The following is a 23,538-nucleotide window of genomic DNA, read 5'->3' on the forward strand; positions in this document are numbered from 1 at the left end:
GCAGCCGAGCGGAATTCGCTTGTAATTCCGGCTGAGCTTTGGGATTTCCGCATTCACGCATGATTGAAATGCCATCCCTTCACGCAATTGCAGCCATGGGCGTGACGATCTGGATGTTCGTCGCGTTTGCGCGCGGCCGGATGTCGATAGAGATCGTCTCGCTGCTGACCATCGCGGTCATCGCGGTGGGCCTGTATTTCTTTCCGCTCGACGGGACGAGCAAAACAGATGGCTTGGTCCTTGCCTTTGAAGGTTTCGGTCACCCCGCACTGATCACAATTTGCGCGCTCATGGTTATGGGCAGGGGACTTGTTGTCACGGGAGCGCTCGAGCCTGCGGCGCGCTTTCTCGGACGGATGTTCCAGATCAATTTGCAATTGGGCTTGCTCATTTCGCTGCTGATCGCGTTTTCCTTCTCGATGGTCATCAACAACACGCCAGTGCTTGTCCTGATGATCCCGATCTTTGCGGCGCTTGCGCATCGCGGGGCTATGGCCTCTTCCAGAACACTGATGCCTTTGAATGCGGCATCCCTCTTGGGCGGACTAGCGACCACCATCGGCACGTCGACCAACATTCTGGTTGTGTCGATCGCGGTCGATTTGGGCATGCGGCAGATGGGCGTGTTCGACTTCACACCGATTGTGCTGATGGCGTCACTGGTAGCGCTTCCCTATATCTGGCTCGTCATGCCGCGGATGTTGAAGGACAACCGTGTCGCTGCTGAGTATGCGGATCGGCGTTTTCACACACGGTTGCGTATTGGCGGCGAAAGTGAGCTGATCGGTCAGGAATTTGCAGCGATCCAGCCCAAGCTGCCTGACGACATTAAATTTCACGATAAGAACACCGGCCCCGTCCAAGCCCAGCAGCGCTTGCACATATCCGGTACGCATGAAGCGTTGGAAGATGCTGTCCGCGTATTGAAAGGCGAGCTTGCTCCAAGCTGGGTGCTGGATCGCATCCGGCGCGAATCATCGGCCAAGGGGCAGGACATGCTGGCGGTCGAGATGACAGTCACTGCCGATTCCCGCCTCATCAATCGAACGCTGCCGACATCGGGCATCGCAGACCTTTATGGCGTGGCAGTCCTCGGCATTCACCGCCCCGACCGCTTGATGGGCGAGAAGGACCAGTACAGCGAAGGCGGCGACCTGCGCATTTCAGAAGGCGATGTGCTGCTGGTTATGGGCCTGCCCGATGATCTGCAGACATTCTCGCGCAGCGATAGCTTGCTGATGCTTGAAGGCGCGCGCGAACTGCCACGTAAGTCGAAGGCGGTTCTGGCAGCGGTTGTCATGGGCGTTGCCGTTTTCACGGCTTCAATCGGTGTTTTCCCGATTGCAATCTCTGCGCTGGCCGGTGCGATCCTGATGTTTGTCACAGGCTGCGTGAAGTTCGACCGGGTGGGGAGGGCTTTATCCGGTCAGGTAATCGTCTTGATTGCAGCGAGCATCGCGCTTGGGCGCATCATTCTTGAAAGCGGTGCTGCGGGCTGGCTTGGGACCGTGCTATCCGCAGGCCTGCAGTTCCTGCCGCCTGCAGGTGTGATCGCAGCCATCATGCTGTTTGTGACGATCCTTACGAACTTTGCCTCCAACGCGACGGCAGCGACAGTCGGAACGCCTATTGCTTTCGCCATTGCCGCACAGCTCGGTATGCCGGCAGAGCCGCTGGTGCTGGCTGTCCTGTTCGGCTGTAACCTCTGCTATGCGACGCCAATCGCCTATCAGACGAACATGCTGATCATGTCGGAAGGCAGCTACAACTTTGCTGATTATGTCCGCACCGGCGTGCCGCTGGTGCTGATCATGGTTACGACGCTCTCGATCCTGCTCTCGCTGACTTACGGGATGTAGAGTAGGGGCGGGTTCAGGCCCTCGTATCCGCACTTACGACTTGCCGCAGCAGCGTTACGATGGGTGGAAGCGACGCTTTCCTACTTTGCTGACATTTGGCAGCCAAGCGCGATGGATTCTCCGCGCAATTCCCAGGGGTTTGAGAGTGATTGCGGGTGCTTTGAGCCTGCGAAAGTTTTTTGTCCCTGGACTGTGTAACATGCGTATCCAACATGGCAGTGGGACAGGCGGATTCCGCGGCCGAATCAATGACGGCCGCCAGAGCGTTTGGGGTGCTCTGACGGCCGTGCTCTCCTCCCCAGGAGAACTGGTTGTAGCGGCGTTCCGCTTATCCGTAATTGCCGAGGCGGTGGTGAAGCGCGTTGATCTTCGCGAGCTCTTCACGGTCCTCGGTTGCCTTGGCATGGCTTTCCAGCGCGCGCCGAAGCAGCTTGAAGTCTGCTGTCGACAAAAGGGCGCGGGCCCGGCCTGGTTCTCTGGCGGTTGTTTCTTCAGTCATAATCACTCTCCATGGCTGTCTCTAAGACGACTGTTGCCGTCTGGGTTGGTTCCCGGTGAAGCCTGTGTGCTTCACCGGTCTCCTCTCCAATCAGGCAGCCGCAAACTGGTTCATGGTGTTGTCCTTGCCGCCCGCTTTCAGAGCAGCTTCACCAGCGAAGTATTCCTTGTGGTCATCGCCAATGTCCGAACCGGCCATGTTCTGGTGCTTCACACAAGCGATACCCTGACGGATCTCTTCACGCTGGACGTTCTTGACGTAGCCCAGCATGGCCTGCTCGCCGAAGTATTCCTTCGCAAGATTGTCCGTGCTCAGCGCAGCCGTGTGATAGGTCGGCAGCGTGATCAGATGGTGGAAGATACCGGCACGCTTCGCAGCATCAGCCTGGAACGTACGGATCTTCTCATCAGCTTCCTGAGCCAGCTCTGTGCTGTCATAGTCAGCGCTCATCAACAGGTCGCGATCGAATTCAGACACGTCCTTGCCGGCTTCGGCCCATGCGTCATAGACTTGCTGGCGGAAGTTCAGCGTCCAGTTGAACGAAGGTGAGTTGTTGTAAACAAGCTTTGCGTTCGGGATGACTTCGCGCACACGGTCCACCATGCCGGCGATCTGTTCGACGTGAGGCTTTTCGGTTTCGATCCAGAGCAGGTCAGCGCCGTTCTGGAGCGAGGTGATGCAGTCGAGAACGCAGCGGTCTTCACCCGTGCCAGCGCGGAACTGGTAAAGGTTGGACGGCAGACGCTTCGGTGCCATCAGCTTGCCATCGCGGCTGATGAAGACCTGTCCATTAGTGATGTTCGCCGGATCGACTTCGTCGCAATCCAGGAACGCGTTGTACTGGTCGCCCAGATCGCCTGGCTCTTTCGAGAATGCGATCTGCTTGGTGAGGCCTGCGCCGAGCGAGTCCGTGCGCGCAACGATGATTCCGTCTTCAACGCCCATTTCGAGGAAAGCGTGGCGACATGCACGGATCTTCTGCAGGAAGTCCTCGTGCGGAACAGTAACCTTGCCATCCTGGTGGCCGCACTGCTTCTCGTCCGACACCTGGTTTTCAATCTGGAGCGCACAGGCACCGGCTTCGATCATTTTCTTGGCAAGCAGGTATGTCGCTTCTGCGTTACCAAAGCCTGCATCGATGTCAGCGATGATTGGAACAACATGCGTTTCATGTTCGTCGATCATGCGCATCAGGCGGTGGGTGTTGACCGCGTCGCCAGCTGCCTTCGCTTCGTCAAGTTCGCGGAACAAGCCGCCAAGCTCGCGCGCATCGGCTTGCTTGAGGAAAGTGTACAGCTCTTCGATCAGCGCAGGGACGCTGGTTTTCTCATGCATCGACTGGTCAGGCAGCGGACCGAATTCGCTGCGCAGAGCTGCAACCATCCAGCCGGAGAGGTAGAGGTAGCGCTGCTTGGTCGTACCGAAATGCTTCTTGATGGAGATCATCTTCTGCTGCGCGATGAAACCGTGCCAGCAACCCAAGGACTGCGTGTAGTTCGCAGGGTCAGCATCATAGGCTTCCATATCGGCGCGCATGATCTTTGCGGTGTACTTCGCGATATCGAGGCCGGTCGGGAAGCGGTTCTGGATCGCCATGCGAGCAGCGCTCTCTGGATCGATCGCGCCCCAGCTCGGGCCGTTGCCTTCGATGGTCTCGCGGAATTTCTGGATAGTGGCTGTGTACGTCATGTTTTTGGTTCTCCTGTCAGGGCGGGGAGGCGCCCTTTGCTTGACCGTGATGACGTGCAGACGCGCGATTCGACAGGAAATTCACAAAAAAACTTGTCTCAAATGCGCAAAATGGCGAGAATCTCGTGTAATGAAGTAAATAAAGTTACAACTCTGAGGTATTGCTGTTAGAGGTATTGCGCCGCTTGAATGAAAGGACATGCGCATGGCAGACGGCTCAGTCTTTGCAGGACCGGCGATCCGCCGGCTGCGCAAACGCAAGGGTTTGACGCAAGCCTCCATGGCGAGCGCGCTGGGCATCAGCCCCAGTTACCTCAACCTCATTGAACGCAATCAGCGTCCGTTATCCGCACGCGTTCTTGTCCAGGTTATCGAGCAATTCGAATTCGACCCGCGCACACTACGTGAAGACGAAGCGATTGGCGGGCTTGATGGTCTTGCGCGTCGACTGAATGACGAGCGGTTCAGCGACCTTGGCATTGATCGCGAAGAGATCGACGAGTTTCTCGCTACAGCACCGCAAGTGGCCGCCGCTTTTGTCCGTCTATATGACAAGGCCGCGCCCGAGCCAGGCGGGGTCAATTCCTCGCTTGCTGCTTCGCGCCGCGAGATCGAGCGCTGGCAGGGGCACTTCGCTGACCTTGATGCCGAAGCTGAGAAGCTAGCCGATGAATTGCGCTTGTCCCGCGGCGATATTGGTGCGGCTCTGACAGAGCGCTTGCGTGAACGGCACCAACTTTCAGTACGCATCCTGCCCTTGGAGGTGATGCCAGAGGCAATGCGGCGGCTCGATCTGCATGCGCGGCAGCTGCAACTTTCCGAAATGCTCGATCGCTCATCGCGCAGCTTTCAGATCGCGCTTCAGATCGCCCAATTGGAACAGCGCGAAGCGATCACGAACCTCGTCGCTGGTTCACAGCTAACCGATGACGCCTCGAAGCAATTGTTCGAACATCACCTCTACAGCTACTTCGCAGCCGCTATCCTGATGCCGTACGGCCGCTTTCTGAGAGCATGCGATCAGACCGGCTACGATATTACGATCCTGCAGCGACGGTTCGGAGTAGGGTTTGAACAGGTCGCGCACCGCCTCACGACTTTGCAGCGCGTTGGCCAGCGCGGCTTGCCGTTTTTCATGGTGCGGATCGACAAGGCGGGGCAATTCTCCAAGCGCTTTTCCGGCGCAAGCGGCGCGACCTGGCTGGAAAGCGATGCGAGCTGCCCGCTTTGGATCCCGCATCAGGCGTTCGAGCGGCGCGGTCAACTTTGCGTCCAGAACGTCACTGTCGATGGTGCTGACGCCGGACCTTCGCACTGGTTCACTGTGGCACGCACAGTCGAAGCGATTGGCGCTGGAACAACAGCAAGCTTTGTCATCGTGCTGGGTGTCGAAGCGCGGCTGGCTGGCAATCTGGCGTCGGCGCAAGGCGTGCGGCTTGATCCGGATGCGGCGCAGACCATCGGTCAAGGCTGTGCCCGCTGCTTTGTTCAGGCCTGCCGCCAGCGCTCTCTGCCACCACGCGGTGCAGCCTTGCGGATTGACCGAGTTAAGCGCGGAGTAACGCCGTTTGCCTTTGGCGAGCCGCGTCCACCGGGCCAGTAATCTCCTGTTTACCCTCGAAAGTTCATAAAAACAGGCGTTTAATTGCGAGTGTAAAGTTTACCGACAGGTAACTTCTCGGCGTTAATTTACGCAGCCTGTCATGTTGAGTGAGACATTCCTCGTCGGCCTGAGCTTTGCCGGATATTTCGCCAGCGCAATCATATGCGCGTTTGGCGCGATAGTGATCGTCCAGCGCGGCGACCGCAGCAGACCTGACCGCAGCGCGCAGATCGCAACGCTGATCCTGCTGGCGGTGTGGAGCGCGTTGGCCGCGACGTCGGATGCAGCATCAATCCTCGCTCTATTCGCCGAGACGATCCGTATCCTCGCAACCATTTGGTTGCTTCAACGCATGTTCGCCAATGATGGACGCGATGAAAGCGTGAGCCTGGTCAAGCCGGTCGTCGCAGCGCTGGTGTTCGTCGAACTGCTTCAACCCTTGCTTATGCTGATGGCGGTCACGGGCACGGAGTATGCGCTCGCTTTCCAGATGGCGATGGCGCTGCGGATGCTGGGCGCAATGGGCGCGCTGGTCTTGCTGCATAACCTCTATTCAGGCGCTGCCGGTTCGTCGCGATTGCTCCTGCGGTCCAGCGCGATTGCGTTAGCGTGTCTTTGGGCGTTCGATCTGAATTATCATTTGCTTGCCTGGTTGAGTGGCAGTCCACCAGCTCTCCTCAGCGCCTTGCGTGGGTTCGCCGTCGCGCTGATCGCTATTCCATTGGCGCTGGGCGCAAGCAATGCGACACCCGAACTGGAGTTTCGCCCGAGCCGAAAAGTCACCTTCCAGTCGCTCTCTTTGCTGCTGATCAGCTTCTACATCCTCGCCATGCTCATCATGGCGCGCTCGCTCGACAGCGCGGGCGGCGATCTCAGCCGGTTCACGCAAGTCGCTTTCCTTGTGGTCGCGAGCTTGGTGGCACTTCTTTGGCTGCCTTCGCAGCGCTTGCGTTCATGGCTTCGGGTAACTGTCACAAAGCACCTTTTTGCCCATCGCTATGACTATCGCGAGGAGTGGCTACGCTTCACCAATACGATTGGACGCGGCGGCGGTGCCGACGAAACTCTGCATGAGCGCGCGGTAAAGGCGCTTGCAGACATTACCGATAGCAATGCTGGCCTCTTGCTCGCGCCCAATGAAAAGGCAGAGCTGGAGCTTGTTGCTCGCTGGCAATGGCCAAACGTAGAAGTGCCGGCGATTGCTGCGCCTTATCAACTCGCCGCGCTGCTGGAAGAGAACAGTTATATCCTCAATCTGGATGAGCTTCGCCAAGGCGTCGATCGGCATGGCGAGGCGCAACATGCGCCATCGTGGTTGACGGAAGCGGAGGACGCATGGGCGATGGTTCCGCTGCTTCACTATGACCGTCTGGTTGGCGCTGTTGTCCTTGCCCGGCCAAAAGCGCATCGGCCGCTCGATTGGGAAGATTTGGATCTTTTGCGGGTCGTTGGCCAGCAATTGGCGAGCTATTTGGCTGAGCAAAGCGGGCAGGAAGCGTTGATGGAAGCGTCACGCTTTGACGAGTTCAACCGCCGTATCGCGTTTGTGATGCACGACATCAAGAACCTTGCGAGCCAGCTCAGCCTGCTCGCGCGCAATGCGGAAAAGCATAGCGATAATCCGGATTTCCGTGCGGATATGCTGGTGACACTCAAGAACAGCTCGGACAAATTGAACGCACTGATTGCGCGTCTTTCACGCTATGGCTCGGGTCAGGCAGGCGGACGAGAGATGGTCGATCTCAGCCGCATTGCTCGCGCACTCACAGAACAATTCAAGCACGCGCATAAGGTGGAACTTGTCCGCGGCGACGAATGCCCGGTCCATGCTGATCCTGAAGCGCTGGAGCAAGCGCTCATACACGTCGTCCAGAACGCGATTGATGCGACTGATAACGACCAGCCTGTATTCCTTGATGTGACCAATGACGGAATGTTCGGCCGGATCGAGATTGTCGACAGCGGCAAGGGCATGACGCCGGGCTTTGTGCGCAGCGGCCTGTTCAAACCGTTCGTCTCTTCCAAGGAAGGAGGCTTTGGCATCGGCGCATTCGAAGCGCGCGAACTGGTGCGCGCCATGGGCGGCGAGATGGAAGTGGAATCGCGCGAGGGGCTCGGCACACGGTTCTGCGTCAAACTCCCGAAATTCAACACAGAACATCTGACTGGAAGCAGTCAGGACAGCATTCAAAGTGAGGTAGCGTAATGGCCGACAAGAAACCGGCTCTTCTGGTTGTCGAGGACGATCCAGGTCTGCAGGCTCAGCTTAAGTGGGCCTATGAGGATTTCGAGGTTGTGATTGCAGGCGATCGTGATGCGGCGATTACCGCGCTGCGTCAGCTCGAACCTGCTGTTATCACGTTGGATCTGGGCCTGCCGCCTGATCCGGACGGCACAAGCGAAGGCTTTGCGGTGCTTGATGCGATCATGGCGATGAAGCCCGACACGAAGGTTGTGGTCGCTTCCGGCCACGGCGCGCGTGAAAGCACGTTGCAAGCGATCGAACGCGGCGCTTATGACTTTTACCAGAAGCCGGTCGACATCGATGCGCTCGGACTGATCGTTCGCCGGGCTTACAATCTCCATCAGATCGAAGCGGAGAACCGTCGTCTGACCGCCAAAGCAGGCGAAGACAATCGCGTGCTGGGCCGCTTGATCACAGATGCGCCTGAGATGGTTCAGGTGGCGCGCACAATCGAGCGCGTTGCCAAGACCAACGTCTCAGTCATGCTGCTGGGCGCTAGTGGCACAGGCAAGGAATTGCTGGCGCAAGGCCTGCATGATGCGAGCGACCGCAAGGACGGTCCATTTGTGGCGATCAATTGCGCGGCGATCCCGGAAAACCTGCTGGAAAGCGAGCTGTTCGGTCACGAGAAAGGCGCGTTTACCGGCGCTGTCAAAACGACCGAAGGCAAGATCGAAAGCGCCAACGGCGGCACGCTTTTCCTTGACGAGGTCGGCGATATTCCGCTGCCGCTGCAGGTGAAGCTGCTCCGCTTCCTGCAAGAGCGCACGATCGAGCGAATTGGTGGCCGCAAGGAGATTGCGGTCGATACGCGGATCGTTTGCGCAACCCACCAGAACCTGGAAGCGATGATCACAGATGGCGGCTTCCGCGAGGACCTCTATTATCGCCTCGCAGAAATCGTCGTGAAGATCCCGACGCTTGCAGAACGGCATGGCGATGCGACTCTGCTCGCAAAAGCATTCCTCAAACGCTTTGCAAACGAGATGAACCCTGCCGTTCAAGGCTTCGCGCCTGATGCGCTCGCGGCAATTGATGGTCACGGCTGGCCGGGCAATGTGCGCGAGCTTGAGAACCGCGTGAAGCGCGCAGTGATCATGGCGGATGGCAAGCTGGTTTCTGCAGGCGATCTCGACTTGCAGGACAGCGGCGAGGAACGCGATGATGTGCTTAACATCAAGACAGCACGCGAGGAAGCGGACCGTCGGGTCATTCGCCATGCATTGGCGCGGAGCGAAGGCAATATTTCCAGTACCGCCAAAATGCTCGGAATCAGTCGTCCGACGCTCTACGATCTGCTGAAACAATACGACCTGTCAGCGTAAGTCGGGACGCAATCTCTCGACATTGCGGGCGGGCGAGGGCAGGGCGATCGCATAATGCTTCAGCGCTTGGCTCCTCTTGCTGACCCTATGATAGCCGTCTTGCTGGTGGCGACTCTGGCGGGCTTTGTGCTGCCTGCGACAGGCGAGATGCGCGAGCCTGCGCAGCTTGTGACCAATGTGGCGATATTTGTCCTGTTTCTTGTCAACGGGATGCGCGTTGCGCGTTCCGAGATCGCGCGTGGCTTTGTCAATTGGCGCTTCTTCCTGCCCCTAATGCTGTTTGTGTTCGGCGCAATGGCGCTGATGGGGCTTGGGCTTTCATTGGTCGCAGCGGCGGTCTTGCCGCCTATGGTCGCAATCGGGTTCCTCTATCTCGGCACGCTTCCGTCAACGATCCAGTCTGCGATTTCCTACACCACTTTGGCGGAGGGAAATGTCGCGTTGTCGGTCATCGGCGCAGCCCTGATCAATATCGCCGGAGTGTTCGTCACCGCGCCTCTTTTTGCAGCGCTCGGCGGAGGAGAGCTTGCCGAGATCGGTAGCGAAACGATCCTGCGCATTGGCTTGATCCTGATTCTGCCCTTCGCAATCGGTCAGGCAGTGCAAGGCTGGACGCGTGGCTGGGTGCTTAAGCACAAGGCACGCATCGTTTGGCTCGACCGGATTGTGATCGGCATCGCTGTCTATGTCGCGTTTTCCGGTGCAGTCGAGCAAGGACTGATGAGCATGTTTGGCGGGATTGAGTGGGGAGCGCTGCTCGGCCTTGTCGTGGCGTTCCTGTTTGCAGCGAACGTTTCAGCCTGGCTCAGCAGCGGCGTGCTCGGGTTCGCCATGGCTGACCGCAAGGCATTCCTCTTCGCAGCATCACAAAAGAGCGTTGCGATTGGCGCGCCGCTGGCAGCGATCCTGTTCGCGCCTGAGATCGCAGGCTTCGTGATTGCGCCGCTGCTGCTCTATCACTTGCTGCAGCTGATGATTGCCGCGCCGCTTGCTAGCTCACTTTCTGCTCAGACAGATTGATCTCATCCGCGCCGTGCTTGCGGTTGTGCCGCACTGACCACCACAGGCTGAGGCCAATCAGGACAGCGCCGATAAGGCCGGTGATCGTCTCAGGGATGTGCACTTTCGCGCTGACCAGCATGATCACGCCGAGAACGATGATCGCCCAGAACGCGCCGTGCTCAAGATAGCGATACTGCGCGAGCGTGCCTGTCTGCACCAGGTGGATGGTAATCGAACGCACGAAGATCGCTCCGACTGACAGGCCAAGTGCAATGATGACCATATTGTTCGACAGCGCGAAGGCGCCGATGACGCCATCGAAGCTGAAGCTTGCATCAAGCACTTCGAGATAGAGAAAGCCGCCAAGGCCTGAGCGAACCACTTCGCCAGCGGCTTTCTTGCGTGCCTCGCGTTGCTCGATGATCGCGCCAAGCGCATGGACCCCGATGAAGGTTACGAGGCCGAGCACACCCGCGGTAAGGAACGTCAGCGCATCTTCGGGTGAGAGCAGAGTTGAGACGCCATAAATGAGGCTCAATACCAAGCCGATTTCAACTGCAGGGACCGTCGAGAATTTGTTGATCGTCCGCTCCAGCGCCCCGATCCAATGCACTTCCTTGTCTTCCTCAAAGAAGAAAGTGAGGCCGACCATCGCAAGGAATGCGCCGCCAAAACCGGCAATTCCAATATGTGCGCCTGAGACAATCCGCTCATATTCTTGCGGGTCGTTCAAGGAGAGGTTGATCGCTTCCATTGGACCGACACTCGCGGCGATGGAGACAATCGCAATCGGGAAGATGATCCGCATCCCGAAGACGGCAATAAGGATGCCCCAGGTGAGGAAGCGCCGCTGCCACACGGGGTCCATGTCGCGCAGGACCGTCGCGTTCACTACCGCATTGTCGAAGCTCAGCGAGACTTCCAGGATCGAAAGGACGACAACGATCCACAGGATGCCGAGCGTGGCGGTAACCGACCCTGTGCTTGCCCAGCCGTACCACACCGCCAAGGCAAAGCAGGCGAGCGTGAATAGCAGCGAAAATTTGTAGTAACGCAGCAGCGTTTGCATCGAAATGACCCCATTCCCTTTAGCGCGGGGAGCTAGTGCAGAGCTGCGTCAGGCGCAAGCCACGCGTTCATTTCTTCGGTTGGTAGGTCTGCTCTTCACCGGGAAATGCGCGCGAGCGGACTTCTTCCGCGTATGTCGCGACGGTTTTTTCGATAATGCTCGCGATATCTTCGTAGCGCTTCACAAAGCGCGGCACGCGTTCGAACATGCCGAGCATGTCTTCGGTCACAAGCACTTGCCCGTCGCACTGGGCTGAGGCACCGATCCCGATTACCGGTATTTCCAGCGACTGCGTCAGTGATATCGCAATGGGCTCGATAACCCCTTCAGCGACAACAGAAAAAGCGCCAGCGTCTTGCACGGCTTTGCCATCGCGGATGATCTTGTCATGCTCTTCCTGGCTTCGTCCACGCGCGGCATATCCGCCGAGTACGTTGACGGCTTGCGGGGTAAGGCCGACATGGCCCATTACGGGGATTCCGCGATTAGTGAGGAAATGAATCGTCTCGCTCATCGCTTCGCCGCCTTCGAGCTTCACCGCAGCGCAGCCCGTTTCCGCCATGATGCGGCTTGCCACGTCAAAGGCTTGCTCTTTGGATCCCTCGTAGGACCCGAACGGCATGTCGACCACGACAAGGCTGTGATAGCTCCCTCGAACAACTGCTGCGCCATGAGCGATCATCATTTCCGGCGTCACCGGCAGCGTTGAATCCAGCCCGTAAATGACCTGTCCAAGCGAATCTCCGACGAGCAGGATGTCGCAATGCGTATCGAGAAGCTGAGCCTGTCTCGCCGTGTAAGCCGTCAGCATTACCAAGGGTTCTTTGGTCTTGCCATCCTTCTTGTGGTCGCGGATGCGAGGGACTGTCAGACGCTTGCGCGGCTTCGGCGTGGGTGTTGCGCGGCTGGTCGAGGTGTCGAGCTGAAAAGTGGTAGACATGCGGTGCTTTTAGCCCAGTAGGGGATTTGCGCAAATGTTCGCTCGACTATGCGTTTGTTTCAAGGCAGTAAGTGCGGCATGAATATTCGCCCCGGAGAGGGCTGAGGGGATATTTTTCTATGGCAGGTGCAGCAGCGGCGGGCGGAGGCTGGTCTTCGCGTACGGCATTTATCTTGGCAGCGGTGGGGGCTGCAGTCGGATTGGGCAATATCTGGCGCTTCCCGACGCTCGCCGGTGAAAGCGGGGGCGGAGCGTTCGTTCTCGTCTATATCGGTTTTGTTGTGCTGCTGGGGCTGCCCTTAGTGCTGTCTGAAATCACACTCGGGCGTACAGGCGGCGAAGACGCAATTGGTTCGATGCGCAATGTCGCGATTGATTCCGACAGGTCGGAGATGTGGCGCGGTGTTGGTGCGCTACAGATTACAGCGGGTTTCCTGATCCTCAGTTTCTACTGTGTCGTTGCGGGCTGGGTGGTGAATTACATCTTCATCTCCGGTGCCGATTGGCTGAGCGCAATCGGCTCAGGTGCTCCCTTTGCAAATGCTTTTGCGGGCGAGACGCAAGACGAGATTACTGGTCGAATGGGCAGCCTGTTTGGCGATCCGGTCCGGATGATCGCTCTGCACAGCCTGTTCATGGCCATCACGATCTTCATCGTGGCACGCGGTGTAAGCGGCGGGATCGAAAAGGCAGCGACATGGTTGATGCCCGCTTTCTTTGTGCTGCTCGTGATCATCACGATCTACGGCGCGTTCACAGGCGAGTTTGCGAAAGCGGTTTCCTTCCTCTTCACGCCGGACTTTTCAAAGCTCACGCCCGGCGTTTTGAACGAGGCATTGGGGCAGGCGCTGTTCTCGTTGAGCTTGGCAGCAGGCGGCTTGCTTACCTACGGCGCTTATGTCGGCAAGGATGTGAACTTGGCGCCGACCGCAGGCATGATCGCGCTGGCAGATACGACGGTCGCGATCCTTGCAGGTCTGATGATCTTCCCGATTGTGTTTGCGGTCGGCCTTGATCCGGCTGGCGGTCCGGCTCTGATTTTCCAGACATTGCCGGTTGCGTTTAACCAGATGCCCGCCGGTGCACTCGTCAGCTTTGTGTTCTTCATCCTCATTTTCTTTGCGGCACTGACAAGCTCTGTGTCCTTGCTCGAAGGTCCAACGGCCTGGGTGATCGACGCTTTTGGTCTTGGCCGTGTGCCAGCCTCGATTATCGTTGGCTTGACGGCTTGGACCATCGGCGCTGCTTGTGCCTTGGGTTACAGCGTGTGGGCCGATGTTCGTTTGCTCGGTTTCTGGGATATCTTCGAGAATACTGACATTCTCGACACGCTTGATGGCTTTACCGGCAAGATCATGCTGCCATTGGCTGCATTGCTGGTGGCGGTGTTTATCGGCTGGAAGGCTGATCGCAATCTGATCAAGCGCGAGACAGGTTTGTCTGACGCGATGTTCCCGGTCTGGCGGTTCCTTGTGGCGTGGCTCTGCCCGATCGCAGTGTCGCTGGTGCTGCTGTTCGGGCTGTTCCCTGAGTTGTTGGGATAAGCACAAAAAAGGCCGCTCCTGTCGGGAGCGGCCTCTTGCGACCTTATTAGTCTTTCTTGGACCGTATCGACTTAGAGCGTCGTTTCGACCTTCTTGTCTGCGACATCTTCGCGGATGTTCTTACCCAGCGCCATTTTCGCTGTGGTCATGAGGCTGAGATCGCCGCTCCAGATTTCTGCGTCTGACAAATCCATGCGCAGGAACAGGATTTCAGGATCGTCCTTGCCGCCGTCGAACCATGCCTTCACAAAGTTGTTCCAGAACTGTTCGAAACGGCCTTGGTCGCTTTCAATCGCGAGCGTACCCTTGAAACGTGCAAATACGTCGTGGTCCTTGCCTTCGAATGTTGCCGTGACCGGGCCGAGCTTCGCGAAGTCGCTGGTCTTTTCAGTGAAGAACCAGATCGCGCGATCGGCGTCTTTATCCAGCTGCGCGGTCATCGGTACGGCGGTTTCGGGATCGGCATCGCGCTGGAGGAACAGGAATGGCGAGTCCGCCAGTGCGTTCCAGAATTTTTTCTTCAGTTCGTTTGCGTTGCCTTGGTCATATTTCATATAAGCTATGTGCTCCTTTCGAATAATAAACCAATGAATATAAAAGATATTTGTTCCGATGGCTCGCTGAGGAGTGCCTCTCGGGCGATGAGGCGTGCTGATGGATTGCGAATCATAACAAGTTGGAACATAATAGGAACAAATAACCCTCCAACGAGTCGTTTCGATTATGTCTCTCGCGCAGTTGTCTGCTTCTTGTGATCTGCAACCCTTGTCCGCTCTGGCGGCTGATGCTGCTTCTGCGCAGCGTTGGCGGCCCGGGCTTGCTGCGCCTCAACACAGCGAGGTTTTTGCAAAGTCCGGCGATGCGAGCGGGGCAGGGCTTGCGCTTGCTCTGGCGTGCGATGCTCTGGCTCTGCAAGAACAGGCCGCGAAGTCTGATCCGCTTGCGCCAAGCGAAGATACGCGCAGTGTCCTGTGGGTGCAGGACCGTGCAGCCATTCGTCTTAATGGGCGGCCTTATCGGGCAGGCTTGCCGGACAATCTGCAGCGGCGGATCATCCATGTTGATGCTGAAACGCCTGAAGATGCGCTCTTCGCGCTGGAGGAAGGGCTGCGTTGCCGCGACCTCATGTTCGTGATCGGAGAGATTGCGGGCAATCCGCGCGCGCTCGACTTTACGGCATCGCGCCGCCTGTCGTTGACCGCAGAGCAGCACGGCGTGCCTCTGTGGCTAGTCCGGCTTGATGCGCAAAGCGATCTCTCCTCCGCCCGCATGCGCTGGCGAGCAGCTGCGCATCCCTCTTCATCGCCGCGCTGGAATAGTGCGGCTCCTGGCGCGCCGGCTTGGCAGGCAGAGCTGTTCCGCGCGCGCTCTCACCCACCTGGTCAATGGATACTGCGTAATGACGAAGGACGTCTCGTCGCAGATCGACCCGACAACGCAAACGACGAAGCCGAACCTGTCTCCGCCCCGCCGTATCATGGCGATCTGGCTCGCCCGACTGTCGGTCGATCGCTGGCGGCTCTGTGAAGGCCTGAAACCGGGCGAAGGCGCAGATGGCGCGCCGCTCGCGCTGATTACGGAAACCGCGCATGGACCGCGGATCGATGCGATCAATACCGCCGGAGCTGAGGCCGGGGCGCGGGTCGGCATGATGCTGGCGGATGCGCGTACGCTGTGCCCGCAGATACAAGTCGCGCCAGCAGATCCGGCAAGCGATCTGGAGTTTCTTGAAAAGACCGCGCTTTGGGCGCGGCGCTGGGGGCCGTGGAGTGCGGTCGATGCGCCCGATGGTGTGCTGGTTGACGTCAGCGCAGTCGCGCATCTGTTCGGCGGGGAACAGCGCTTGCTGGATGATGTCGAGGCGCGGTTTGCAGCGCGTGAGCTTACTGTGCGGGTTGCGATTGCGCCGACCGCAGGGGCTGCATGGGCGCTCGCACATTATGGCGGCGCGTGTAGGATTATCGGCTCGGACGAGAATCCTACAACCCGGCTTGTAGGATTGCCGATTGAAGCTCTGCGCCTTGATACGCATGTACTTACTGTACTTAGACGGCTCGGTTTGAAGCAATTGGGCGATCTTGCAGGGGTCGGACGCGATGCTTTGCAGCGTCGCTTTCGCAACCGCAAATCGCCCGCTTCCAGTCCGCTTTTGCGGATGGACCAATTGCTTGGCCGCTTGCCGGAGCCGCTGCTCCCGGTTGTTCCGCACAATATACCCTTGGTGCAGCGCCGCTTGATGGAGCCAATTCGCCACCGCGATCTGCTCGATCAAGTGCTGAGCGATCTTGCAGCCGATATGGCACGGGTTCTGGAAGGGCGAGAGCAAGGCGCAAGGCGGCTGGAGCTAGGGCTATGGCGCGTTGATGGCGAGACGCTGGTGCGTAATCTCGAACTGGCGGCAGCAACGCGCGATGCAGCGCATATCACGCGTCTGTTTGCAAACCGTCTGGACGATGTCGAAGCGGGCTTCGGAATAGAAACCGTGCGGCTGCGCGCGAGCTGGTCTGAGCCGCTGGCGCTCGAGCAAGGGGATATTGAAGCAAGCGCTGAAGCACACGGGACATCGCTTGCAGCCTGTATCGACCGGCTGACAGTCCGCTTGGGAGACAAGGCTATCAGGCGGCCAGTGCCTTATGCCAGCCATTTGCCGGAACGCGCGCAACGCTGGCAGCCTCCGCTTGTTGCTGAGCCTAGCTCGCAAGGCGAGCTGGTCTTTCATGCCCGACCGCTCAAACTGCTGGATCGTGCAGAGAAGATCGCAGTGCTTTACGCCTCGCCTGATGGCCACCCGCGCGCTTTTCGCTGGCGCGGGGAAGTGCATGAAGTGGCGCGGGTGGAGGGCCCTGAACGGATTGCACCGGAATGGTGGCGGCAGCGCTCGACCACGAGGTTGCGCGATTACTATCGCATCGAAGATGGCGAGGGACGTAGATACTGGATGTATCGCCACGGGCTGTCAGGTGATGGCCGCGGAGGAATGCCTGACTGGTTTCTGCACGGTCTGTATGCCTGAGCGTGCAGTGCTGGCTCGCCACAGAAGAGCGTAAGCCAAGGTTAACTGGCTGATTACCTTTCCCCGCTAAAGCTCGCCTCATTACTATAACGGGGTCATATACATGGACAATTCCTCGCACGGCAGACAGTCACTGCGCCGGCCGCTCGACATTCTTGTCGATGGGCGCATGCGGTCGCGCCCGATCTGTGTGGAATTGCTCGATATGTCGGAAGGCGGCTGCAAGATCAAAGGGCGCCATGGCTTTGCTGAAGTCGGCGAGCACTTGTCGCTCAACATCAATGGCGTACGCACTCCGCTGGGAAAAGTCGTCTGGGTTGACGACCAATTTGCGGGCGTCGCTTTCGAAGGCAAGATGCACGAAGCCATCGTCGATCATCTTAGCCGTGAAACGCTCGCAAAGAAGCAGGACAGCGAGCGTCGCGCCAACGGCTGATTTGTCTATTTGAGCGGGGAAGCAAATATCCTGTTGCGAATGATGGATTGGAACATATAGTGAACATAGCGATTCAACTGTGTTACCTGTCATGTCTCAACCAACGATTCTTCAAAAACTCGAAATCCTCGCAGATGCTGCGAAATATGATGCGTCCTGCGCTTCGTCAGGAACGGCCAAAAAGAACTCGCTTGGCGGAAAGGGCGTAGGCTCAACCGAAGGCATGGGCATTTGCCATGCCTATGCACCCGATGGGCGATGTATCTCGCTGCTGAAGATCCTGCTGACCAATCACTGTATCTTCGATTGCCATTACTGCATCAATCGCAAGAGCTCGAATGTGCGGCGTGCGCGGTTCACGCCGCAGGAAGTCGCGGACCTCACCCTCAATTTCTATCGCCGCAATTATATCGAAGGACTGTTCCTCTCTTCCGGCATTATCAAGAGCTCCAATCACACGATGGAGCTGATTGTCGAGGCGGCGCGCATCCTGCGCGAAGAGCACGATTTTCGTGGCTATATTCATTTAAAGACAATTCCGGAGGCTGATCCTGAGCTGGTCCATCAGGCGGGTCTTTATGCGGACCGTGTCTCGATCAATGTGGAGCTGCCAACCGATCACGGGCTAACGCGCCTCGCCCCGGACAAGAACAGCCGCCAGATTGAAGGCGCACTGGCTAAGACAACCTCCGATATCGCTGAAGCGAAAGATGCGCGCAGGCGTTTTCGCCACGCGCCACGCTTTGCACCTGCGGGGCAATCAACGCAGATGATCGTGGGGGCTGACAAGGCTTCGGATGCTGATATCGTCGGCAAGGCAAGCCGGCTCTATGACAGTTTCAAGCTGCGGCGGGTTTATTACTCGGCGTTCTCGCCCATTCCCGATGCGAGCGCGGTTCTGCCCTTGAAGCGCCCGCCCTTGATCCGCGAGCACCGGCTCTATCAGTCCGACTGGCTGATGCGGTTCTATGGCTATCAGCCCGGTGAGATCATGCAGGCGACTGACAGCGACGGCATGTTGCCGCTCGATATCGATCCCAAGCTCGCCTGGGCACTGAAGTTTCGCGAGCAGTTTCCTGTTGATGTGAACCGCGCTTCGAAAGAGCAATTGCTGCGTGTACCAGGGTTGGGGACGACGGCGGTCAAGCGCATTCTGGCTGCACGGCGACATCGGACCTTGCGGCTGGACGACGTTGCGCGTCTGATAGTCTCTATCAGCAAGGTGCGGCCATTCCTTGTCGCGCTGGACTGGCGACCGACCATGCTAACCGACCGTGCGGATTTGCGCAGTCTGCTTGCCCCTAAACAGGAGCAGCTGGAGCTGTTCGCCGCATGACAGCGCTCGCGTCGCCTTTGAACGCTCAGCATTATGAAGTGCGTTTGGCGCGCCCGGATGACTTTGACTTCTGGCGCGATCACGCGCGAGGGCTGATCCAGTGCAATGTCACCCCTGACCGAGTAAGCTGGGTTGAACCGGGCGGGGCAGGGGATCTGTTTGCAGGCGGCGATATTGCTTTGCCGCAACCTCCGCTTGAAGCACTCGCTGTGCGCACGAGCAAACGCTTCATGAGCCTTGCGAAGAACGCGTCGCTTCATTCCGATCCGCAGCGATTTGCACTGCTCTACAGGCTCTTATGGCGTTTGCAGAGCAATCCGCGCGCGATGGAGGACAAGGCCGATCCTGACGTGCGTCAGTTTGAAATGCTGGACAAGTCTGTCCGGCGTGACAGCCACAAGATGCACGCTTTCGTACGTTTTCGCCTGGTTGAAGAGGCGGATGAGAATGACGACCCACGCGAGCACTATGTCGCCTGGTTTGAACCTGACCATCACATCGTGCGCGCCAATGCGGGGTTCTTCATGCGCCGCTTTGCCAATATGCGATGGTCGATCCTGACACCGCGCGGCTCGATCCATTGGGATGGCAAAGTGATGCGCGAAGGCCCTCCGGCTGAGCGCTCCGATGCCCCGCAAGGCGACCCTGTCGAAGAGTTATGGCGTAGTTATTACTCTTCGATCTTTAATCCGGCGCGGTTGAAAATCGGCGCGATGTTATCGGAGATGCCGAAGAAATACTGGAAGAATATGCCTGAGGCGGCGCTGATCCCTGACCTTATCGCAGGGGCGCAATCGCGCGAGGCCAAGATGGTGCGAGATGGCGGGCGTAACCTTGCAGATATGCCGCAGACCTTGCCGGATATCGCTCAAGCAGTGACAGACTGCCGGGATTGCCCGATCGCTGAATGCGGGACGCGTGCTGTGATGGGTGAGGGGCCGTCTGATGCCGCGCTTATGATCGTTGGCGAACAGCCGGGCGATCAAGAGGATCTGGCTGGCAAACCGTTTGTGGGGCCGGCGGGCCAGTTGCTCGACACGCATTTGCAAGCCACCGGAATTGCGCGCGAGGACGCTTACGTCACCAATGCGATCAAGCATTTCAAATTTGTTCAGCGGGGGAAACGACGCATTCACCAGACCCCGCAAGCGAAAGAGATCGATACCTGCCGTTGGTGGCTGGAAGCTGAGCGCAAGGCTGTGAGACCCAAGCTTGTGCTCGCTTTGGGGGCTTCGGCTGCGCGCGGGCTGCTAGGCAAGACTGTCAGTCTGAAACAGGTGCGCGGGGCTCCTATCACACTGGAGGATGGATCAGAACTGTGGGTGACAGCGCATCCGTCTTATTTGCTGCGATTGGATGGGGCCGCCAAGGCAGAGCAAGAGGCGCTTTTCGCGCGTGATCTGTCAGCAGTGAAAGCGCGGTTGGGGGGGCTTGTTCCAGGCTCAAAGGCGTAAGTGCATGCCTGAGAACGACCTCCAGATACCCAAACGAACAATCGAGCTTGATCCCGACCTGATCGAAGCGCCGCCGCGCGCGAGTTTCGTTGAACTGGGGCTTGTGAGCTGTTTCAGTTTCCTGCGCGGAGCCTCGGATGCGGTCGATCTTGTCATGCGCGCTCGCGAGCTGGGTTATGACGCGATTGGCATAGCGGATGCGAACTCCTTCGCCGGTGTGGTGCGGGTTCACAGCGAAGCGAAGACATTGAAGCTGCGACCCGTCATCGGGACGCGGATCGAGACTGTCGAAGGTCTTGCGTTCCTTGCTTATCCCAAGGATCGCGCAGCTTACGGGCGGTTGTGTAAGCTTATCAGTGCAGGGCGGATGCAGACGCTTTCCGGTGAGTGGCAGCAGAAGGGCGTGTGCGAGATCAATCTCGCCATGCTCGCTGAACATAGCGAAGATGTGCAGCTCATCCTGTTGCCGCCCGATGATCTCGATGCGGTGTTCACTGTGCCTGCATGGGCGAGCAATGTTGTCGCTCTCGACGGCGAAGCCTTGTCCGACAATGTGACAGGGCGCTTTGTAGAGCTTCTCCCACATCTGGCTGCGGGCCTCTCAACCCTCCGCCATCTCGCCGCGAACTATCTCTATCGGGGCGATGACGTGGCACGGATCGACCGTCTGGATGAGCATGCGAAGGCTCACGGACTAAGTCTGCTCGCGAGCAATGACGTGCATTATCATGTCCCGAAGCGACGTCCTTTGCAGGACGTCATGACAGCGATCCGCCACAAAACGACGGTCGCTGAGGCCGGACATCTGCTTCATCCCAATGCCGAGCGGCATCTCAAAAGCCCTGAGGAAATGGAGCGACTGTTCGCGCGCTGGCCGCATGCGATTGCGGCTGCCCGAGAGGTGGCTGACGCATGCCAATTCTCGCTTGAAGAGCTGCGCTATGAATACCCTGAAGAGATCTATCCCGCAGGCATGGGGCCGCAGGAATATCTCGAGACGGAAACGTGGTGGGGCGCGCAGGATCGCTATCCTGGCGGTGTTCCTGAGAGCGTGTTTCAAACGCTTGAGCGCGAACTGGCTTTGATCGGCAAGCTCGACCTTGCGCGCTACTTCCTCACTATCAAGGATATCGTCGATTACGCGCGCTCGGTTGAGCCACCAATCCTGTGCCAGGGGCGGGGGAGCGCGGCCAATTCAGCGGTGTGTTATTGTCTTGGTATTACGTCCGTTGATCCCTCCAAGCATGCTCTTTTGTTTGATCGCTTCATTTCCGAGGAGCGCAAAGAGCCGCCTGATATCGATGTCGATTTCGAGCATGAGCGGCGCGAAGAGGTGATCCAGTATCTCTACCGCAAATATGGTCGCGACCGGGCGGGTTTAACCGCGACAGTCATCCATTACCGCCCGCGCATGGCGATCCGCGAAGTCGGCAAGGCGATGGGCCTGTCAGAAGATGTGACCTCCGCGCTTGCTCGCACAGTGTGGGGTTCGATGGGGCGTGAGATCAATGAGCGCCATGCGGCGGAGACAGGCATGGATCTGGCTGATCCGCATCTGAAACGGGTACTGGCACTGACCGAGCAGATGATTGGCATGCCGCGCCATCTAAGCCAGCATGTCGGCGGCTTTATCCTGACGCAAGGCGCGCTGACGGAGACTGTCCCGATCGGCAATGGCGCGATGCCCGATCGCAGTTTTATCGAGTGGGACAAGGATGACATCGAGGAGCTAGGTATCCTCAAAGTCGATGTGCTCGCGCTCGGCATGCTCACTTGCATCAAGAAGTGCTTGGACCTGTTGGAAAATCACCATGATCGCGCGCTAACGCTCGCCACAGTTCCGCGCGAAGATCCGGAAACCTATGCGATGCTGCGCAAGGGCGACTCGCTCGGCGTGTTCCAGGTCGAAAGCCGGGCGCAGATGAACATGCTCCCGCGTCTGCGTCCGCGCGAATTTTATGACCTCGTCATTCAGGTCGCGATTGTAAGGCCGGGCCCGATCCAGGGCGATATGGTGCATCCCTATCTGAAGCGGAGACGCGGCGCTGAGCCAGTGCGTATTCCCGCACCAAGCCCTGAGCATGGGCCCCCGGACGAGCTTTCCAGCATTCTCGAGCGCACGCTGGGTGTCCCGATCTTTCAGGAGCAAGCGATGAAGATCGCGCTCGATGCGGCCAAGTTCTCCTCGCTCGAAGCCAACCGGCTAAGGAAGGCGATGGCGACTTTCCGTTCGCGCGGCATGGTGCATGAGCTGGAAGACATGATGGTCGGACGCATGGTTGAGCGCGGCTATGACCCTGATTTTGCTGAGCGCTGTTTCAATCAGATCAAGGGCTTTGGCGAATACGGCTTTCCGGAAAGCCACGCGGCGAGCTTTGCGCATCTGGTCTATGTGTCGAGCTGGCTTAAATGCCATTTTCCTGCGGCCTTTGCGGCAGCCTTGCTCAATTCGCAGCCCATGGGCTTTTATGCTCCAGCCCAGATCGTGCGCGACGCACGCGAGCACGGTGTTGAAGTGCGCCCCGCTGATGTGAATGAGAGCGATTGGGATTGTACTCTCGAGAGTGCAGACGGCAAGGCACATAATCGCAAACAAGAAAATATCGCCATGCGTTTGGGGCTACGCCAGGTTGACGGGCTGCCTGAACATATCGCTGCCCGCCTGATCGCCGCACGCGCAGAGGGCGGGCCGTTCAAGGATGTGGAAGAGCTGCGCGAGCGGGCAGGGCTTTCGCCAGCACATATCGAGCGGCTTGCCAGTGCGGATTGCTTTACGTCGCTGGACCTTTCGCGTCGCCAGGCCTTGTGGGACGCGCGCAGCCTGATCGCTTCGCCTGATTTACCATTGTTCAAGGCAGCAGAGGAGCGTGACGAAGGGGCTGAGAAGGCTCTTACCAAGCTTCCGCAAATGCCTTTGTCGGAAGAGGTCGTGGCGGATTATCAGACCACGCGATTGAGCCTCAAAGCGCATCCGATGTCGTTCCTGCGCGCCAGCCTTGCAGAGCGGGGTTTCATCCGTGCATCCGATTTAAGACATCGCAGATATCGCAGCATGGTGCAGGTCGCAGGTGTCGTACTGATCCGTCAGCGACCGGGCAGCGCGAAAGGCGTATGTTTTATTACACTTGAAGATGAAACCGGAGTGGTTAATCTCGTTGTCTGGCCGGACTTAAAAGAAAAACAGCGCCGGGTCGTCATGGGTGCGCGCCTTATGGAGGTGCGCGGAAGAGTGGAATATGACGACGAGGTGATTCACGTGATCGCGCATCACATGACAGACGCAACCGCTTCGCTTCACGCGCTGTCAGATGATTTGCTGAATGCACCGGTTGCAAGGGCCGATCATGTCACCAGTCCGCTTCCAGCCCATGCGAACAAACTGTCCCAACCACTTACGCAGGTACAATCCGGCTTACGGCCACGGGATTTGATTGATGAGCTTCCGCAACAACAGGGACATCCGCGCAACATACGCATTATTCCCAAGTCGCGTGATTTTCACTAAGGGAAGATTATGAATTTGG

General features: G+C 58.2%; 17 protein-coding genes. 12 read left to right on the top strand and 5 right to left on the bottom strand.

Annotated features, from left to right (window positions below; translation table 11 throughout):
- Positions 1-59: 59 nt before the first annotated feature.
- On the top strand, positions 60-1,859 hold the full coding sequence (locus tag HUO12_RS01975; RefSeq protein ID WP_176272012.1) for an SLC13 family permease: 1,800 nt from the start codon (positions 60-62) through the stop codon (positions 1,857-1,859).
- A gap of 328 nt (positions 1,860-2,187) precedes the next feature.
- Here the strand turns inward: HUO12_RS01975 and HUO12_RS01980 are convergent, their stop codons facing one another.
- Together HUO12_RS01980 and HUO12_RS01985 are read right to left on the bottom strand one after the other, a co-directional pair.
- Positions 2,188-2,358 (bottom strand): hypothetical protein, encoded by a 171-nt coding sequence (locus HUO12_RS01980; RefSeq protein WP_176272013.1) that lies wholly within the window; start codon positions 2,356-2,358, stop codon positions 2,188-2,190.
- A 90-nt stretch (positions 2,359-2,448) separates the two neighbouring features.
- Complete coding sequence (locus HUO12_RS01985) at positions 2,449-4,047, bottom strand: isocitrate lyase (RefSeq protein ID WP_176272014.1); 1,599 nt, start codon at positions 4,045-4,047, stop codon at positions 2,449-2,451.
- Positions 4,048-4,252: 205 nt separating this feature from the next.
- Between HUO12_RS01985 and HUO12_RS01990 the strand changes: the two genes are divergently transcribed.
- The 4 genes from HUO12_RS01990 to HUO12_RS02005 all read left to right on the top strand — a co-directional run bounded on the left by HUO12_RS01990 (position 4,253) and on the right by HUO12_RS02005 (position 10,240).
- Positions 4,253-5,650 carry a helix-turn-helix domain-containing protein gene (locus HUO12_RS01990; protein WP_176272015.1) on the top strand — a complete coding sequence of 466 codons (1,398 nt, stop codon included), beginning with the start codon at positions 4,253-4,255 and terminating at the stop codon, positions 5,648-5,650.
- 100 nt (positions 5,651-5,750) lie between these two features.
- Positions 5,751-7,856 (top strand): XrtA/PEP-CTERM system histidine kinase PrsK, encoded by a 2,106-nt coding sequence (gene prsK / locus HUO12_RS01995; RefSeq protein ID WP_176272016.1) that lies wholly within the window; start codon positions 5,751-5,753, stop codon positions 7,854-7,856.
- Entirely contained in the window at positions 7,856-9,220 is a 1,365-nt protein-coding gene (gene prsR, locus HUO12_RS02000; protein WP_176272017.1) for a PEP-CTERM-box response regulator transcription factor, read from the top strand. Before prsK ends, prsR begins: the two co-directional genes overlap by 1 nt.
- A 54-nt stretch (positions 9,221-9,274) precedes the next feature.
- Positions 9,275-10,240, top strand: a complete 966-nt coding sequence (locus tag HUO12_RS02005) for a bile acid:sodium symporter (RefSeq protein WP_176272018.1) — start codon at positions 9,275-9,277, stop codon at positions 10,238-10,240.
- Here HUO12_RS02005 and HUO12_RS02010 read toward each other — a convergent pair.
- A complete protein-coding gene (locus tag HUO12_RS02010) occupies positions 10,212-11,291 on the bottom strand; it encodes a DUF475 domain-containing protein (RefSeq protein ID WP_176272019.1) in 1,080 nt (359 codons plus the stop codon). The genes HUO12_RS02005 and HUO12_RS02010 overlap by 29 nt on opposite strands.
- 67 nt (positions 11,292-11,358) lie before the next feature.
- Entirely contained in the window at positions 11,359-12,231 is an 873-nt protein-coding gene (panB, locus tag HUO12_RS02015) for a 3-methyl-2-oxobutanoate hydroxymethyltransferase (protein ID WP_176272020.1), read from the bottom strand.
- Positions 12,232-12,350: 119 nt separating this feature from the next.
- Between panB and HUO12_RS02020 the strand changes: the two genes are divergently transcribed.
- Complete coding sequence (locus HUO12_RS02020) at positions 12,351-13,775, top strand: sodium-dependent transporter (protein ID WP_176272021.1); 1,425 nt, start codon at positions 12,351-12,353, stop codon at positions 13,773-13,775.
- A gap of 71 nt (positions 13,776-13,846) precedes the next feature.
- On the opposite strand, the gene HUO12_RS02025 is transcribed toward HUO12_RS02020, so the two are convergent.
- Entirely contained in the window at positions 13,847-14,329 is a 483-nt protein-coding gene (locus tag HUO12_RS02025; protein WP_176272022.1) for a pyridoxamine 5'-phosphate oxidase family protein, read from the bottom strand.
- Between the two features lie 169 nt (positions 14,330-14,498).
- Between HUO12_RS02025 and HUO12_RS02030 the strand changes: the two genes are divergently transcribed.
- The 6 genes from HUO12_RS02030 to HUO12_RS02055 all read left to right on the top strand — a co-directional run bounded on the left by HUO12_RS02030 (position 14,499) and on the right by HUO12_RS02055 (position 23,519).
- Complete coding sequence (locus tag HUO12_RS02030) at positions 14,499-15,302, top strand: recA-like protein (protein ID WP_232367282.1); 804 nt, start codon at positions 14,499-14,501, stop codon at positions 15,300-15,302.
- Positions 15,253-16,788, top strand: a complete 1,536-nt coding sequence (locus tag HUO12_RS02035; RefSeq protein WP_176274242.1) for a DUF6504 family protein — start codon at positions 15,253-15,255, stop codon at positions 16,786-16,788. The genes HUO12_RS02030 and HUO12_RS02035 overlap by 50 nt, the downstream gene beginning before the upstream one ends.
- A 103-nt stretch (positions 16,789-16,891) precedes the next feature.
- Positions 16,892-17,224, top strand: coding sequence for a PilZ domain-containing protein (locus HUO12_RS02040; protein WP_176272023.1), 333 nt, complete (start codon positions 16,892-16,894; stop codon positions 17,222-17,224).
- A 91-nt stretch (positions 17,225-17,315) separates the two neighbouring features.
- Positions 17,316-18,560, top strand: coding sequence for a putative DNA modification/repair radical SAM protein (locus tag HUO12_RS02045; RefSeq protein WP_176272024.1), 1,245 nt, complete (start codon positions 17,316-17,318; stop codon positions 18,558-18,560).
- Entirely contained in the window at positions 18,557-20,014 is a 1,458-nt protein-coding gene (locus tag HUO12_RS02050; RefSeq protein WP_176272025.1) for a UdgX family uracil-DNA binding protein, read from the top strand. The genes HUO12_RS02045 and HUO12_RS02050 overlap by 4 nt, the downstream gene beginning before the upstream one ends.
- Positions 20,015-20,018: 4 nt before the next feature.
- Positions 20,019-23,519, top strand: a complete 3,501-nt coding sequence (locus tag HUO12_RS02055; protein ID WP_176272026.1) for an error-prone DNA polymerase — start codon at positions 20,019-20,021, stop codon at positions 23,517-23,519.
- Positions 23,520-23,538 lie beyond the last annotated feature (19 nt).

The sequence above is a fragment of the Altererythrobacter lutimaris genome, from assembly GCF_013371495.1.
GTDB classification, from domain to species: Bacteria; Pseudomonadota; Alphaproteobacteria; order Sphingomonadales; family Sphingomonadaceae; genus Erythrobacter; species Erythrobacter lutimaris_A.

Coding starts and splice junctions, on each gene's coding strand:
- HUO12_RS02055 (WP_176272026.1), top strand. CDS start 20,019: ATGCCTGAGAACGACCTCCAGATACCCAAACGAACAATCGAGCTTGAT.
- HUO12_RS02020 (WP_176272021.1), top strand. CDS start 12,351: ATGGCAGGTGCAGCAGCGGCGGGCGGAGGCTGGTCTTCGCGTACGGCA.
- panB (WP_176272020.1), bottom strand. CDS start 12,231: ATGTCTACCACTTTTCAGCTCGACACCTCGACCAGCCGCGCAACACCC.
- HUO12_RS02005 (WP_176272018.1), top strand. CDS start 9,275: ATGCTTCAGCGCTTGGCTCCTCTTGCTGACCCTATGATAGCCGTCTTG.
- HUO12_RS01985 (WP_176272014.1), bottom strand. CDS start 4,047: ATGACGTACACAGCCACTATCCAGAAATTCCGCGAGACCATCGAAGGC.
- HUO12_RS02040 (WP_176272023.1), top strand. CDS start 16,892: ATGGACAATTCCTCGCACGGCAGACAGTCACTGCGCCGGCCGCTCGAC.
- prsK (WP_176272016.1), top strand. CDS start 5,751: ATGTTGAGTGAGACATTCCTCGTCGGCCTGAGCTTTGCCGGATATTTC.
- HUO12_RS02010 (WP_176272019.1), bottom strand. CDS start 11,291: ATGCAAACGCTGCTGCGTTACTACAAATTTTCGCTGCTATTCACGCTC.
- HUO12_RS01975 (WP_176272012.1), top strand. CDS start 60: ATGATTGAAATGCCATCCCTTCACGCAATTGCAGCCATGGGCGTGACG.
- HUO12_RS01980 (WP_176272013.1), bottom strand. CDS start 2,358: ATGACTGAAGAAACAACCGCCAGAGAACCAGGCCGGGCCCGCGCCCTT.
- HUO12_RS02050 (WP_176272025.1), top strand. CDS start 18,557: ATGACAGCGCTCGCGTCGCCTTTGAACGCTCAGCATTATGAAGTGCGT.
- HUO12_RS02025 (WP_176272022.1), bottom strand. CDS start 14,329: ATGAAATATGACCAAGGCAACGCAAACGAACTGAAGAAAAAATTCTGG.
- HUO12_RS02045 (WP_176272024.1), top strand. CDS start 17,316: ATGTCTCAACCAACGATTCTTCAAAAACTCGAAATCCTCGCAGATGCT.
- prsR (WP_176272017.1), top strand. CDS start 7,856: ATGGCCGACAAGAAACCGGCTCTTCTGGTTGTCGAGGACGATCCAGGT.
- HUO12_RS02035 (WP_176274242.1), top strand. CDS start 15,253: ATGGCGATCTGGCTCGCCCGACTGTCGGTCGATCGCTGGCGGCTCTGT.
- HUO12_RS02030 (WP_232367282.1), top strand. CDS start 14,499: ATGTCTCTCGCGCAGTTGTCTGCTTCTTGTGATCTGCAACCCTTGTCC.
- HUO12_RS01990 (WP_176272015.1), top strand. CDS start 4,253: ATGGCAGACGGCTCAGTCTTTGCAGGACCGGCGATCCGCCGGCTGCGC.